Source organism: Burkholderia sp. SIMBA_062, assembly GCF_046534765.1.
GTDB classification, from domain to species: domain Bacteria; phylum Pseudomonadota; class Gammaproteobacteria; order Burkholderiales; family Burkholderiaceae; genus Burkholderia; species Burkholderia ambifaria.
Genome location: NZ_JAWRYD010000014.1, coordinates 91,487 through 106,065, shown reverse-complemented (window position 1 = coordinate 106,065; position 14,579 = coordinate 91,487). Strand labels below are relative to the sequence as shown.

13 protein-coding genes are annotated in these 14,579 nt (G+C 68.5%); 5 read left to right on the top strand and 8 right to left on the bottom strand.

From position 1 onward, the window contains the following. Window positions 1-19: 19 nt before the first annotated feature. From SB786_RS17380 to SB786_RS17365, 4 genes are all read right to left on the bottom strand, one after another. Window positions 20-352, bottom strand: coding sequence for a four-helix bundle copper-binding protein (locus SB786_RS17380; protein WP_410728504.1), 333 nt, complete (start codon window positions 350-352; stop codon window positions 20-22). A gap of 30 nt (window positions 353-382) precedes the next feature. Beyond that, window positions 383-1,588, bottom strand: a complete 1,206-nt coding sequence (locus tag SB786_RS17375; protein WP_410728503.1) for a zinc-dependent alcohol dehydrogenase — start codon at window positions 1,586-1,588, stop codon at window positions 383-385. A 217-nt stretch (window positions 1,589-1,805) separates the two neighbouring features. Continuing rightward, entirely contained in the window at window positions 1,806-3,344 is a 1,539-nt protein-coding gene (locus SB786_RS17370) for an FAD-dependent oxidoreductase (RefSeq protein WP_410728502.1), read from the bottom strand. Window positions 3,345-3,647: 303 nt separating this feature from the next. Further along, window positions 3,648-3,872: a hypothetical protein gene (locus tag SB786_RS17365; protein ID WP_410728586.1), complete on the bottom strand. Its 225-nt coding sequence runs from the start codon at window positions 3,870-3,872 to the stop codon at window positions 3,648-3,650. A 492-nt stretch (window positions 3,873-4,364) separates the two neighbouring features. Here SB786_RS17365 and SB786_RS17360 point away from each other — a divergent pair, with 492 nt between their 5' ends. The 4 genes from SB786_RS17360 (at window position 4,365) to SB786_RS17345 (ending at window position 9,354) form a co-directional block, all read left to right on the top strand. Next, complete coding sequence (locus tag SB786_RS17360; protein ID WP_410728501.1) at window positions 4,365-5,438, top strand: Dyp-type peroxidase; 1,074 nt, start codon at window positions 4,365-4,367, stop codon at window positions 5,436-5,438. Then, window positions 5,431-6,246, top strand: coding sequence for a family 1 encapsulin nanocompartment shell protein (locus SB786_RS17355; RefSeq protein WP_410728500.1), 816 nt, complete (start codon window positions 5,431-5,433; stop codon window positions 6,244-6,246). The genes SB786_RS17360 and SB786_RS17355 overlap by 8 nt, the downstream gene beginning before the upstream one ends. 98 nt (window positions 6,247-6,344) lie before the next feature. Continuing rightward, complete coding sequence (locus tag SB786_RS17350; RefSeq protein ID WP_410728585.1) at window positions 6,345-6,476, top strand: hypothetical protein; 132 nt, start codon at window positions 6,345-6,347, stop codon at window positions 6,474-6,476. A 598-nt stretch (window positions 6,477-7,074) separates the two neighbouring features. Continuing rightward, on the top strand, window positions 7,075-9,354 hold the full coding sequence (locus tag SB786_RS17345; protein ID WP_410728499.1) for an FdhF/YdeP family oxidoreductase: 2,280 nt from the start codon (window positions 7,075-7,077) through the stop codon (window positions 9,352-9,354). Between the two features lie 132 nt (window positions 9,355-9,486). Here SB786_RS17345 and SB786_RS17340 read toward each other — a convergent pair whose 3' ends face one another. Beyond that, window positions 9,487-10,908: a purine-cytosine permease family protein gene (locus SB786_RS17340; RefSeq protein WP_410728498.1), complete on the bottom strand. Its 1,422-nt coding sequence runs from the start codon at window positions 10,906-10,908 to the stop codon at window positions 9,487-9,489. A gap of 353 nt (window positions 10,909-11,261) precedes the next feature. Between SB786_RS17340 and SB786_RS17335 the strand changes: the two genes are divergently transcribed. After that, a complete protein-coding gene (locus SB786_RS17335; RefSeq protein WP_012372721.1) occupies window positions 11,262-12,185 on the top strand; it encodes a LysR substrate-binding domain-containing protein in 924 nt (307 codons plus the stop codon). Window positions 12,186-12,255: 70 nt separating this feature from the next. Here the strand turns inward: SB786_RS17335 and argE are convergent, their stop codons facing one another. The 3 genes from argE to SB786_RS17320 are packed head-to-tail and all read right to left on the bottom strand — an operon-like array spanning window position 12,256 to window position 14,535. Beyond that, the gene (gene argE, locus SB786_RS17330; RefSeq protein ID WP_410728497.1) at window positions 12,256-13,419 is read right to left on the bottom strand and encodes an acetylornithine deacetylase; all 1,164 of its coding nucleotides are present in this window, start codon (window positions 13,417-13,419) and stop codon (window positions 12,256-12,258) included. Next, entirely contained in the window at window positions 13,412-14,089 is a 678-nt protein-coding gene (locus SB786_RS17325; protein WP_410728496.1) for a DUF1028 domain-containing protein, read from the bottom strand. The genes argE and SB786_RS17325 overlap by 8 nt, the downstream gene beginning before the upstream one ends. A gap of 8 nt (window positions 14,090-14,097) precedes the next feature. Then, entirely contained in the window at window positions 14,098-14,535 is a 438-nt protein-coding gene (locus tag SB786_RS17320; protein ID WP_410728495.1) for a RidA family protein, read from the bottom strand. Window positions 14,536-14,579: the final 44 nt, after the last annotated feature.

The following is a 14,579-nucleotide window of genomic DNA, read 5'->3' as shown; positions in this document are numbered from 1 at the left end:
CCGCGCGTGGGCCCCTCACTCAGGCCATCGCGCGGCACATCGCCGCGCACGCGTCGCACGCCAGCGCGCAGCGCCGGCAATGGTCGTGCAGATGCCGCAGGCACTCGACCGCGCACAGCTCGCATACCTGCGCGCACAGCGCACACACGCGCGGCGCGACCACGCTGCCGCGCGCCATCACGCCCGACGCGAAGCGGCACAGCTGCGCGCATTCGATGTCCAGCGCGATGCAGTCGGCCAGCTTGTGTGCGTCGGGCTCTGCCAGGCATCCGGCCATACAGGCGTCACAGGCGTGCGCGCAGGCGTCGCACGCGGCCATGCAGTTGTCGTAGCGAGTATTCGTTTCGCTCATCGCAGTGCTCCTCGTTCCGGTTCGGAACCGTCATGGCGTCAGCTTCACTTTCATCCAGCCGGGCTCGCGCACGTCGAACGCGCGGTACGCGTCGATCGCGTTCGTCAGCGGCTCGCAGCGCGTGAGCACCGACACGGGGTCGAACGCGCCGCTGCGCACCAGCTCGATCAAGTGCGGCGTGATGGTCCGGTGATTGCAATTGCCCATCTTGATCGTGAGATTGCGGTTCATCGCCTCGCCGATCGGAAACACGCGCGCCTGCGGCGGATACACGCCGATCACCGCGACCGTGCCGGCCTTCGCGACCGCGCGCACCGCCCATTGCAGCACCTGCGACGGCCCGTCGCCCGGCGTCCAGTAGCGGCCGTCCGGCTTGCGGCGCGGTGCGACGGCATCGACTTCCGCATCGAACGCGCGCGCCGTGTCGCGGTCGGCCGCGGCCGGCCCGTGCGTCGCGCGCATCGCGTCGACGCCCACCGCGTCGATCACGCGGTCGACGCCGATCCCGCCGGTCAGCCGCAGCACCGTATCGACCGGGTCTTCCTCGGAGAAGTCGATCGTTTCCGCGCCTTGCGCGCATGCCATGTCGAGCCGCGACGCGATGCGGTCGATCGCGATCACGCGCCCCGCGCCCAGCAGCTTCGCGCTCGCGATCGCGAACTGGCCGACCGGCCCCGCGCCGAACACGGCCACCGTATCGCCCGGCTTCACTTCCGCGAGCTGCGCGCCGAAATAGCCGGTCGGGAAAATATCGGACATCAGGATCGCGCGATCGTCGTCGATCGCGTCGGGCAGCCGGATCAGGCTCGCATTCGCAAGCGGCGTGCGCGCGTATTCGGCCTGCAGCCCGTCGAACGGGCCCGTGTCCGCCGGGCCGCCGAAGAACGCGGTGCCCGCGCGCGGCCCGCCCGGATTCGCGACGTCGCATTGCGCGGTGTAGCCCGCGCGGCAGTACGCGCAACTGCCGCACGCGATCGTTGATGGAATCAGCACGCGATCGCCGCGCTTGAGGTTGCGCACGCCGCGTCCGACCGTCTCGACGATGCCGACGCCCTCATGGCCCAGGATCGTGCCCGGCTTCATTCCGCCGAGCGTGCCGCGCACCATGTGCAGGTCGGTGCCGCAGATCGCGCTGGCGGTCAGGCGCACGACCGCGTCGGTCGGTTGCGCGACTTCCGGGTCGGGTACCGTATCGATGCGAATGTCGCCGATGCCGTGAAATACAACTGCTTTCATGTCAGGCCCTCCTTGTCGAAAGCGGGAACGGTGAGGTCACCGTCGCGCTGTTCGAGCAAGGTGCGCGCCTGTCGGGGCTGGCCGAGCTTGGCGTGTTTGGCGTGTTTGGCGTGTTTGGCGTACTTGCCGTGCTTGCCGGGTGCGCGTGCGGTTGCCCGGCCTGAGGTCGCGGGTTCAGCCGCCGCGCGACCCGGTCAATGCCACCCGAGCGCAACGATCAGCTCGACTTTGCCCCGCCCTGCTGCTCGAGCGCCTCTTCCGCCTTCAGGCAGTCGAGATCGCGGCCGATCGTCGCGACCGCGAGCCGCGTGTCGCCGCGCCAGTACGTCACCGAGCCGTCGTGCGCGCGCAGGTCGCCGGCGATCTCGACGCGGTCCCATTGCTCCGCATGTCCCACATAGCGGACGGTCAGATCGTAGTGTTGGCTCCAGAAGAACGGCACCGCGTCGAACGGCCGCTGCTGGCCGAGCATGTTGCGCGCCGCCGCGATGCCCTGCCGCTCCGCGACGACCCAGTGCTCGACGCGAATGCGCTCACCCGTCAACGGATCGGGCCAGCGCGCGATGTCGCCGGCCGCGTAGATGTCCGGTGCGCTCGTCTGCAGGAAACGGTCGACCGTCACGGCGCGATCGACGGCAAGCCCCGCGTCCTGCGCGAGCGCGACGTCCGGGTGCACGCCGATGCCGACCACCACGACGTCGGCCGGCAGCACGTCGCCGTTCGACAGCGTCACGCGGTCCGGCGCGATCTGCGCGGGCGTCGCGCCGAGATGGAACGTCACGCCGTGCGACTCGTGCAGCGCGCGCAGCGTGTCGCCGAGCGCGTCGCCGAGCACGCGCGCCATCGGATGCGCATCGGGCGCGACCACCTGCACGTCGAGCCCGCGCGTGCGCAGCGCGGCGGCCGCCTCGAGGCCAATGAAGCTCGCGCCGACCACGACGTAGCGCTGCGCGTTCTTCAGCTTGCCGATCAGTGCATCGCAGTCGGCGCGCGAGCGCAGCACGCGTACGTGCGGCAGATCGGCGCCCGGCACGGTCAGCCGGTTCGGCTCGGCGCCGGTCGCGAGCAGCAGCGCGCCGTAGCCGACGCGGCTGCCGTCCGCGAGTTCGACCGCATGCGCCGCGGGATCGATCCGCGCGACGCGCGTGCCGCAGCGCACGTCGATGCACTGCTCGGTATAGAACGACGCACCGCGCAGCGGCAGCCAGTCGGCTTCGGCCGTGCCGGCCAGATAATCCTTCGACAGGTTCGGGCGGTCGTACGGCGGCTCGCTGTCCGCGCTCAGCAGCGTGATCGCGTGCGGATAGCCTTCCTGGCGCAGCGTCACGGCCGCCGCGATCGCGGCCGCGCCGCCGCCGACGATCATCACCGATTCGGGCAGCCCGGCCGCTTTCAGGACAGGCGGCGACGCGGCGGGCCGTGCATCGAGCACCACCGCGCGACCATCGCGGCGCTCGACGCGCCAGCAGGTCAGGCCGTCAAGCGCCGGCGCGCGCAGCATTGCGCCGGTGCGCAAACAGAACGCCGCGTGATGCCACGGGCAGCGGATTGTGTCGCCGACGAGCAGCCCATCCGCCAGCGGTGCGCCGTAGTGCGGGCATTGCCCGGCCACGGCAAACAGTTCGTCGGCGCGGCGCACCAGCAGCACCGTGGCGTCGCCGACCCGGCCTTCGATCATCGCGCCGTCGGCGATGTCGTCGAGCGCGATGCCCTGCGCGAGATCGGGACGTGAAGTCGAGGCGTCACTTGCGGACATGGCATGGCTCCCGGGGTGTCGGTAACGGTCCCATTATCGGCGTCCTTCCTGAAAAGAACACGGACGGACGACCCCGCGGCGCATGCAAACGCGGAATGTGGCTCGTATGCGATCCGCGACCGGCGTACAACGTCATCGACGTTGCGGCGCAACACGCCGGATGCGCATATGCGCGGGGACGCGGCGACGCGCGCAATCCGCATGCCACATGCTTTCATCCCATCACGTGATGGCGAGCTCCCTGGCGACGGCGGCAATGTGCGAGGTGACCGACGTGACTTCGCGCGACGCGCCACCGCGCCGTCAATCCATGCAGGCGGTCGCGAGTTTGCCGACCGTGACGATCACCCGCTCGATCTGCGGCGACCACGGGCTGCTGTAGTTCAGCTGGATGAAGTTCCGGTACTTGTCGGTGATCGAGAACATGTAGCCGTTCTCGATGATCGGCATGTCGGCTTTCGTTGCGAATTCAACCAGTTCGCGCTTGCGCTCGTCGGCCGTATCGGCGCAAGCAGTGGACGTGTTCAACGCGATGACCGATGCAATGACATGCCGTGCTCGCCCCCCGCGACAAAAATCCCCATCGCTTCCAGCAGGTTCGTCATGATGGCCCTCGTCGGCGGGTGGAGCGAACCCAATCTACTGCACGCGTCGCGCCCGCTCAAGAGCACAGCGGCGCGGGCTTCAGGAGTACAGCTGCGCGCGCGCGAGCAAAATGGAACCCTGATCAACCGATTCGAATGACAGATCGTCGATACGTGTTCCAAAGACCTGCCGAAGCTGCTAGATTGCAGGCTCGACGACGTTACGCGGTGCGGCGAGGTCATGCGCCGGGCGAACGCGCGGCCATCCTGCCTGCCTTCCCTTTCGCGCCCGGACGGCAGGCCGCCGCCGCTGCGGCCCGTTGCGCGATGCCCGCGCAACGTCCTTCATCCGCATGTCACAAAGAGAACAGTCGCATGACACAGTCCACCCGTTCGTCTTCGCGCGCCGCGGCATCCGCGGCCCGTCCGTCCCGACATGACTGACCGGCAGGCCGCGATGCAAACCCGTCCCCCACTTTCCCAGGCCGTTCACGACCCGATCACGCGCAGCGCGATCTTTCTCGTCGCAACCGTCAACCCAGGCGCCGAGCGCGCCGACACGATCCGCGCGTGGTGCGGCGACATCGCCGCGCTCGTGCGCTCGGTCGGCAAGCGCGTGCCGGGCGGCAACCTGTCCTGCGTATGCGGCTTCGGCTCCGACGCATGGGATGCGCTGTTCGGCGACCCGCGTCCCGCGTCGCTGCATCCGTTCCGCGAATTCGGCGCCGGCCAGCGCGTCGCGGTCGCGACGCCGGGCGACATCCTGCTGCACATTCGCGCCGACGCGATGGACCTGTGCTTCGAACTCGCGACCCAGTTGCTCGCCGCGCTCGGCGACGCGGTCACGGTCGTCGACGAGGTGCACGGCTTCCGCAACTTCGACCAGCGCGCGATCATCGGCTTCGTCGACGGCACCGAGAACCCGGAAGGCCGCGACGCGATCGATTTCACGGTGATCGGCGACGAAGACGCTGAATTCGCGGGCGGCAGCTACGTGCTCGTGCAGAAGTACCTGCACGACATGGCCGGCTGGAATGCGCTCGCGGTCGAGACGCAGGAGCGCATCATCGGCCGCACCAAGCTGTCCGACATCGAGCTCGCGCCGGATGTGAAGCCGTCGTGCTCGCACAGCTCGCTGACCACGCTCGACGAAAACGGCCAGGAAGTGAAGATCCTGCGCGACAACATGCCGTTCGGGCGCCCCGGTTCCGGCGAATTCGGCACCTATTTCATCGGCTACGCGCGTTCACCGGCGCCGATCGAACAGATGCTCGAGAACATGTTCGTCGGCCGCCCGCCCGGCAACTACGACCGGCTGCTCGACTACAGCCGCGCGGTCACCGGCTCGCTGTTCTTCGTGCCGTCGGCCGACCTGCTCGAAGCGCTCGCCGATCGCGCCGCACCGGCCGACGCTGCCGCCGCCGCGCAGCCCGCCCCCTCATCGCCCGAGCCGCGTCGTGACGGCTCGCTGAACATCGGATCGCTGAAAGGAGCCAAAGCCTATGAATAACCTGCACCGCGAACTCGCGCCGATTGCCTCGTCCGCGTGGGAGCAGATCGAGGAAGAAGTCGCACGCACCTTCAAGCGCTCGGTGGCCGGGCGCCGCGTGGTCGACGTCGAAGGGCCGGCCGGCTCCGCGCTGTCGGCCGTCGGCACCGGGCATCTGCGCGACGTCACCGCGCCGCGCGAGCTGGTGAGCGCGCGGCTGCGCGAAGTCCGCAACGTCGTCGAGCTGACGGTGCCGTTCGAGCTGAGCCGCGATGCGATCGACAGCGTCGAGCGCGGCGCGCGCGACGCCGACTGGCAGCCGGCGAAGGACGCCGCGCAGCGCCTGGCATTCGCGGAAGACGGCGCGATCTTCGACGGCTATCTGGCCGCGGACATCGTCGGCATCCGCGAAGGCACGTCGAACCGCAAGCTCACGCTGCCGACCGACGTCAGCGCGTACCCGGACGCGATCAGCGACGCGCTGGAAGCGCTGCGGCTCGCCGGCGTCGACGGTCCGTACACGGTCGTGCTCGGCTCGGACGCCTACACGGCGCTCAGCGAAGCGCGCGACCAGGGCTATCCGGTGCTCGGCCACATCAAGCGCATCGTCAGCGGCGAGATCGTCTGGGCGCCGGCAATCAGCGGCGGTTGCGTGCTGTCCACCCGCGGCGGCGACTACGAGCTGCACCTCGGCGAAGACGTGTCGATCGGCTACACGAGCCATACCGACAAGGTCGTCCGCCTGTACCTGCGCGAAACGTTCACGTTCCTGATGCTGACGAGCGAGGCATCGGTGGCCGTGGCGCCGCAGGCCAGCACGACGGTCTGACGACCCGCCCGCGCGATGCCCGCCGGGCGTCGTGCACCCCGGCCGCGTTGCCGGCCGCACGTTCGTCGCCGGCCAAACCCTCCTGCATGGAGCGTGACATGAGCGATTCGAATCAAGCATTGCAGTCGTTGCAAGCGTCGGTCGACAGCCTGAAGCAGGCCGTCGACGCGAACGCGAGCCGCCAGGCCGGCGACACCGCCGTCCTGTTGCCCGGCAGCGGCTCGCGATGAAACTTTCCGACTGACGCCGGTTCGCCACGGTTGCGCCTTATCCTGCCCGCACCGGGCAACGCGCCCGCGCACGCCACCGCCCCCCGCGGTCGCGCCGCTTCCCGCTTGCCCCCTGCCGATACGCTGCGCGCTGCCGTCGCACCGCGCTTCGCGCGCGTTGCGCGCCGCGCCGTTTCCGGATCCCGCACGCCGCACCCGCATGCGCGCTCGTCTGTACTCCTTGCAGAGGGCGCACGCACGCATGTGAGGGTGCAATTCCCGCCCTGGCCGGTGCGGAACTGTGTCTTGGAGGCCCTCGGCCAATTCGCTATTTTGAACGCAGTCGAAGCGATGCCGCGGGCCGAGCGACGCACCGGTGTTGCGGGCGCCGTCGCCCACGAAGGCGGCATCCGATTCAAAGGACGACGAAGCGAAGGCCGAAACGCCTGCACCCGCGCCAGCACCCGCAGCCAAGCCGTCCGGCAAGAAATCGTCCGGTGCGAAGAAGGACGCGCAGTGATACCACGCGGGCCCGGATGCACCGGCCCGCATGCCCCCCACGCCGCGACGCGGCGCAACCCGAGCCGGCCCGCAGCGGGCCTGGCTGATGGAGATTCACATGACAAATCGACGCGAAGTGCCCGGCATCAGGAAGTACGATGGGCCCGCCGGCGGTTGGGGCGCGCTTCGCGCGACAGCCGAAGCCGTGCGCACGCAGATGGAAACCATCGAGGCGCCGATCGTGCTGATGCGGACCAACCAGCCCGACGGCTTCGACTGTCCCGGCTGCGCGTGGCCCGACAAGGAACACAAGTCGACGTTCCAGTTCTGCGAGAACGGCGCGAAGGCCGTCACGTGGGAAGCGACCACCAAGCGCGTGACGCCCGAGTTCTTCGCGGCGAACCCGGTGTCGTCGCTGCTGCGGATGTCCGACTACGAGCTTGAGAACATGGGCCGGCTCACGCATCCGCTCGTCTACGATCGCGCGACCGACACGTTTCGCGCGGTCGAATGGGACGATGCGTTCGCACGCATCGGCGAGGTGCTGCGCGCGCTGCCGCCCGAGCAGGTCGAGTTCTACACGTCGGGCCGAGCGTCGAACGAAGCCGCCTACCTGTATCAACTCTTCGCGCGCGAGCTCGGCACCAACAACTTCCCCGACTGCTCGAACATGTGCCATGAGCCGACCAGCGTCGGCCTGCCGCAGTCGATCGGGATCGGCAAGGGCACGGTGTCGCTCGAGGATTTCGATCACTGCGAGCTGATCATCTCGATCGGCCACAACCCCGGCACCAACCACCCGCGGATGATGGGCACGCTGCACGAGTGCGCGCGCCGCAACGTGCCGATCATCGTGTTCAATCCGCTGCGCGAGCGCGCGCTCGAACGCTTCGCGGATCCGCAGGACATGATCGAGATGGCGTCGTTCGGCTCGACGCGCATCGCGTCGACGTACTACCAGGTCGACGCGGGCGGCGACGCGGCCGCGCTGAAAGGCATCATGAAGGCGCTGCTGCAGCTCGAGGCCGAGCGCGGCAACGTGCTCGACCGCGATTTCATCGCGCAGCACACGAGCGGCTTCGACGCGTTCAGCGCCGACCTGGAGGCCACGTCGTGGGACGACATCGAGCGCGCGAGCGGCCTGAGCCAGGCGCAGCTCGAACAGGTCGCGCTCGCGTACGCGAAGTCGAACGCGACGATCGTCACGTACGGGATGGGCGTCACGCAGCACAACAAGGGCACCGCCACCGTGCGCCTGATCGCCGACCTGCTGCTGATGCGCGGCAACATCGGCAAGCCCGGCGCGGGCGTGTGCCCGCTGCGCGGCCACTCGAACGTGCAGGGCAACCGCACGGTGGGCATCACCGAGAAGCCGTCGGCCGAGTTCCTGCAGAAGATCGAGGACGTGTGCGGCTTCAAGCCGCCCGCGCAGCACGGACACGATGCCGTGCAGGCGATGCAGGCGATGATCGACGGCCAGGCCAAGGCGCTGCTGTGCCTCGGCGGCAACTTCGCGGTCGCGCTGCCCGATCCCGAGCAGTCGTTCCCCGCGATGGCGAAGCTCGATCTCAGCGTGCATCTCGGCACGAAGCTGAACCGCTCGCACCTGCTCGTCGCGAAGGAAACCTACATCCTGCCCGTGCTCGGCCGCACCGAGCTCGACATGCAGGCGAGCGGCCGTCAGTCGATCACCGTCGAGGATTCGATGTCGATGGTCCACGCGTCGGCCGGCAAGCTCAAGCCCGCGTCCGACCAGTTGCGCTCCGAGCCCGCGATCGTCGCCGGAATCGCCCACGCGACGCTGCCGGCCAGCAAGATCGCGTGGCTCGACCTGATCGCCGACTACGACCGCATCCGCGACCTGATCGACCGCACGGTGGCCGGCTTCGAGGCGTTCAACGAGCGCATCCGCACGCCGGGCGGCTTCCGCCTGCCGCTGCCGCCCACCGAGCGCGTATGGCCCACGGCCACCGGCAAGGCGATGTTCTCGATCTACAAGGGCGTGAAGGAAGACGCGGACGTGCTCGGCGCCGAGCAGGTGCTGCGGCTGATCACGCTGCGCAGCCACGACCAGTACAACACGACGATCTACGGGCTCGACGACCGCTATCGCGGCGTGTTCGGCCGACGCGACGTGCTGTTCATGAACGCGGCCGACCTCGCGAAGTACGGGCTCGAACACGGCGACCTGGTCGACATCGAGACGGTCACCGCGTCGGGCCGCACGCTGCGCCTCGAGAAGATCACCGCGATCGAGTACGACATCGCGCCGGGATCGGTCGGCGCGTATTACCCGGAAGCGAACGTGCTCGTGCCGCTCGACTACATCGACAAGGAAAGCGGCACGCCGTCGTACAAGTCGGTGCCGGTGCGCGTCGCGCGCTCGGCGGTCGTGTGATCCGCGGGCAGGCAGGCGAGTGATGCACGGCACGATACGACACGCGCCTGCCGCCCCTGCCCCCTCTCGCGGCCGCCGCATCGCTACCGATGCGGCGGCCGCTTTCCTTGATCGCATCGAGCGACGATCCGCTTACCGCGCCGCCGATGACGGCAGCTGCGCACCCGTCTGCCGGCGCCGGTACGCGCTGTCGCGCGTCGCGAGCCAGTAGTACAGCGGCGACGTCAGCACCAGCCCGACGAGCCACGACAGGTCGGCGCCGCCGAGATGCGCGGGAATCGGCCCCGCATACATCGGCGTGTTCATGAACGGAATCTGCACGGCGATCCCGATCGCATACGCGAGCAGCGCCTGCGGATTGAAGCGGCCGTACACGCCGCCGTCCGCCATGAAGATCGACTGGATGTCGTACTTGCCCTTGTGGATCACGTAGAAGTCGATCAGGTTGATCGCCGTCCACGGCACCAGCACGACGAGCAGCGCGAGCACGAGATCGACGAGATTGCCGACGAAGTTGGTCGACGCACCGATCGCCGCATAGCAGCACGCGACGAAGATCACCACCGACACCACCGCGCGCGTCTTCGCGGTCGGAATCCATCGGTATGCGAAGGTCTGCACCGACGTGATGACCGCGAGCACCGCGCCGTACAAGTTCAGCGCGTTGTGGCTGATCACGCTCAACAGGAACAGCAGCAGCATCAGCGGGCCGAGCGGGCCCGTCGCCTGCTTGACCGCGTCCATCGTGTCCGCGCCGGCCGGCACCGCGAGCACCGCGACCGCCCCGAAGACGAACGCGAGCGTCGAGCCGATCGTGCAGCCGAGATAGGTCGCCCAGAACGTCGACGCGACGCCGACGTCTTCCGGCAGATAGCGCGAATAGTCCGACACGTACGGCGCGAACGCGATCTGCCACAACGCGGACAGCGACACCGTCGCGAGCCACCCCGCGAAGTCGAAGCCGCCGCGCGTGAGGAAATCGGCGGTGCTCACGTGCGACAGGATCATCCAGAAGCCGACGAGAATGCCGATGCCGAGCACCCATGTGCCGATCCGGTTCAGGATGTGGATGAACCGGTAGCCGACGATCCCGATCAGCCCCGAGCCCACCGCGCCGATCACGATGCCCACGGGCACCGGCACCGACGACGCGATGCCGTGCACCGACTTGCCGGCAAGCACGATGTTCGATGCGAAGAAGCCGACGTACATCACCGCCGCGATCACCGTGACCAGCAGCGCGCCCCACGAGCCGAACTGCGCGCGGCTCTGGATCATCTGCGGAATGCCCATCTGCGGCCCCTGCGCGGAATGCAGCGCCATCAGCACGCCGCCGACCGCCTGGCCGACGACGATCGCGACGATCCCCCACATCAGGTTCAGGTGAAAGATCTGCACGCCGAGCGCGCCGGTCACGATCGGCAGCGGCGCGATGTTGCCGCCGAACCAGAGCGTGAACAGGTCGCGCACCTTGCCGTGGCGGTCTGCGGGCGGCACGTAGCCGATCGTGTGTTTTTCTATCATGGGGGACGCGTTGCGATCCGCGGTCGTCATGGCTAAGTCTCCTGTCCTGCGCGGCGAAGCGCGCGTGCCGTTTCCGCCGGCGCGCGACGATGCGCGCGCCTGCAATCGGGTCCGGATACGCGGGCAACGGTTTGCCGCATGCGGGCGGAGGCGAATGACCTGCCCCGCCGGCGCATGCGCGCTTTTGTCGCGATCCGGATTGCAGACGATGGTGCGCCACGCATGCGGCGACCGGAAAATACTAAAAATATTTTCGGGACATACGAAAAAGCTCTGCAGCGGAAATTCCGGCGCCCGGCGTCTTCGGGTAAGGTTCTACGCAAAACAGCGGACAGAACGCGCCCCGCGGCGGCACGCGCGCGTGGCCGGCATCAGAGGTGCTCGTGGCTCACTACACTTTGCGGCAACTGAAATATTTCGTGACGACGGTGGAATCCGGCAGCGTCGCCGAGGCGTCGCGCCAGCTCTTCATCGCGCAGCCGTCGATCTCCAGCGCGATCAAGGGGCTCGAGGAAAGCTTCGGCGTGAAGCTGTTCATCCGCCACCACGCGCAGGGCGTGTCGCTCACGCCGAGCGGCACGCGTTTCTATCGGAAGGCGCAGGAGCTGCTGCGCATCGCGCACGAGTTCGAGCAGAACGCGCTCGCCGACAACGACGTGATCAGCGGACAGATCGACATCGGCTGCTTCGAGACCGTCGCGCCGCTCTACCTGCCGCAGCTGATCGCGGGCTTTCGCGAACGCTATCCGGGCGTCAACATCCGGCTGCGCGACGGCGATCAGCAGGAGCTCGTGCAGGGCCTGACGGCCGGCACCTTCGATCTCGCGTTCCTCTACGACCACGACCTGGACGGCACGATCGAGACCGAGCCGCTGATGCCGGCGCAGCAGCCGTACGTGCTGCTGCCGGAGAACCACCGGTTCGCGGGCCAGTCGCACGTATCGCTGCACGAACTGAGCGTCGAGCCGATGATCCTGCTCGACGTGCTGCCGAGCCGCACGTATTTCGTCAGCCTGTTTCACGAGCTCGGACTCACGCCGAACATCGTGTTCGCTTCGCCGTCGATCGAGATGGTGCGCGGGATGGTCGGCCAGGGGTTCGGCTTCTCGCTGCTCGTCACGCGGCCGCATTCCGAATACACGTACGACGGCCGGCGCGTCGTGACGATCGGCCTGAGCGAAACGGTGAGCCCGTCGGGGCTCGTGAGCGCGCGGCTGAAGCGCGGGCAGCTCACGAAACAGGCACAGTCGTTCGTCGAGTTCTGCCGAGAGCGGCTGGCGCAGATCGTCGCGGAATCGGCGCGATAGCAACGAAAGAACCGCACGCGCGGCCGAGCGGCGGCGTGCGGCATGCTGCTGGACGGCCGGATCAGCCAGATTAATCGGCCGACGCGAGATACGTCGCGAGACGGCCGAGCATCGCGTCGCATCCATGCAGCTGTTCGAGCGTGACGAACTCGTCGGGCTTGTGCCCCTGGTCCATGCTGCCCGGCCCGCACACCACCGTCGGAATGCCGGCCTGCCCGAACAGCCCGCCCTCGGTGCCGAATGCGACGGTGCCGAACGCGTTGGAGCCGCTCAGCATCGCGAGCAGCCGCGCGGCTTCGCTGTCCGGCGAAGTCGCGAGCCCCGGATACGCGCCGAGCGGCTGCAGACGGATGTCGGTATCGGGCTGCACCGCGCGCATCGTCGGCAACAGTTCGGATTCCGCATAATCCTGCAGCTTCCTCGGCACGTCGTGCGCATCGAACGCCGGCAGCGCCCGCACCTCGAAATCGAACTCGCATTCGGCCGGCACGATGTTCAGCGCGCGGCCACCCTTGATCAATCCGGTCTGCACGGTCGAGAACGGCGGATCGAAGCGGCTGTCGTGATGCTCCGGCCGCGCGAGCGACGCGCCGATCTCGCCGAGGCGGCCGATCAGCTTCGCCGCGTAGTCGATCGCGTTGACACCGAGCGGCGCGTACGCCGAGTGGCACGCGGCGCCCTTCACGTGGCAGCGCATCGCGAGCTTGCCCTTGTGACCGAGCACCGGCTTCAGTTCGGTCGGCTCGCCGATCAGGCACAGGCGTGGGCGGTGCTCGCGCGTCGCCAGTGCGTCGAGCATCGGCCGCACGCCGAGACAGCCGACTTCCTCGTCGTACGAGAACGCGAGGTGCACGGGCAGGTTCAACGGCCGTGACACGAATGCCGGCACGGCCGCGAGCACCGACGCGATGAAGCCTTTCATGTCGGCCGTGCCGCGCCCGTACAGCCGGCCGTCGCGCTCGGTCAGCCGGAACGGCTCGAGCGTCCACGCCTGTCCGTCGACCGGCACCACGTCGGTATGGCCCGACAGCGCGATGCCGCCGCGATCGCGCGGCCCGATCGTCGCGTACAGGCTCGCCTTCGTGCGCTCCGCGTTGTAGAACAGCTCGCTCGAAACACCGAAGCCGTCGAGGTAGTCGCGGATGAAGTCGATCATCGCGAGGTTCGAATCGCGGCTGACCGTCGCGAAGCCGATCAGCCGCGCGAGCAACGCGCGGCTCGACGTGTCATTCATCGCCCGGCACTCCGTAGCTCGGCGCGGCGGTCGGGTTCAGCGCGCGCGTCTGGTAATCCTGCATCTGCGGACGATAGGCCTGCCACAGCGCGTCCAGCTGCCCGATCGGATCGGCGTCGGCCCAGTCGACGCGCAGGTCGACGATCGGCCAGGTCACGTCGCCGGCCACCTTCAGCGCAGCCGAATGCACGGGCCCCGCCTCGCCGCCCGCCGCCATCGCCGCGTGCATCGCGGCGAGCAGGCGATCGGCCAGCAGCCCGGGCGCCAGCTCGAACGCGCGCGCCATCGCGTCGATCACGGCCGGCGCGGCCAGCAGATTGCCGGCTGCCACGCATTGCTCGCCCCGCACCGCGTGGTGCGTGCCGAGCGCCTCCTTGCCGGTGAAGCACGCCGTCTGCCCCTGCCCGTCGATCACCGTGACCTGCCGGTACTGGCTCCAGCCATTCGCGCTGAGCGCGCGGTCGAGCGCGACGGCGGGCGCGAGCTGCTGGTGCTCGATCAGGTCGAGAATCTGCGGGCCGAGCGCGGGCAGCGTGATGTTCTGCGTCGCGACCGCGCCGACGCCCGCCCGCACCCACGGGCAGCGCGCGCCCACCGCGATGCTCGACGAGCTGATCGCGATCCCGAGTTGGCCCGTTTCCGGGCAGCGCCCGACGATGGAGAAAGTCATGCCGCCTCCTAGGCGCGGGTCGGCTGCCAGTTGTCCGGGATCACCGCGATCACGTCGATCTCCATCAGCCACTGCGGCTGGCCGAGCGCCGAGACGACGAGCCCCGTCGAGATCGGATAGACGCCCTTCAGCCACTTGCCGACTTCCTGGTACACCGGCTCGCGATAGCGCGGGTCGATCAGGTAGGTCGTCGTCTTCACGATATGTGTGATGTCGCTGCCGGCTTCCGCGAGCAGTTGCTTCACGTTCTTCATCGCCTGCTCGGCCTGCGCGCGCGGATCGCCGAGGCCGATCAGATTGCCGTCGAAATCGGTGCCGACCTGACCGCGCACGTAGACGGTGTTGCCGGCGCGCACGGCCTGGCACAGGTCGTTGTCGAGCGTCTGGTTCGGGTAGGTATCCTTCGTGTTGAACATGCGGATACGGGTATGGGTAGGCTGGCTCATCGAAGTCCTTCGAAGGTCGGTGTGTGCGCCCGTCGCGGCGGAAA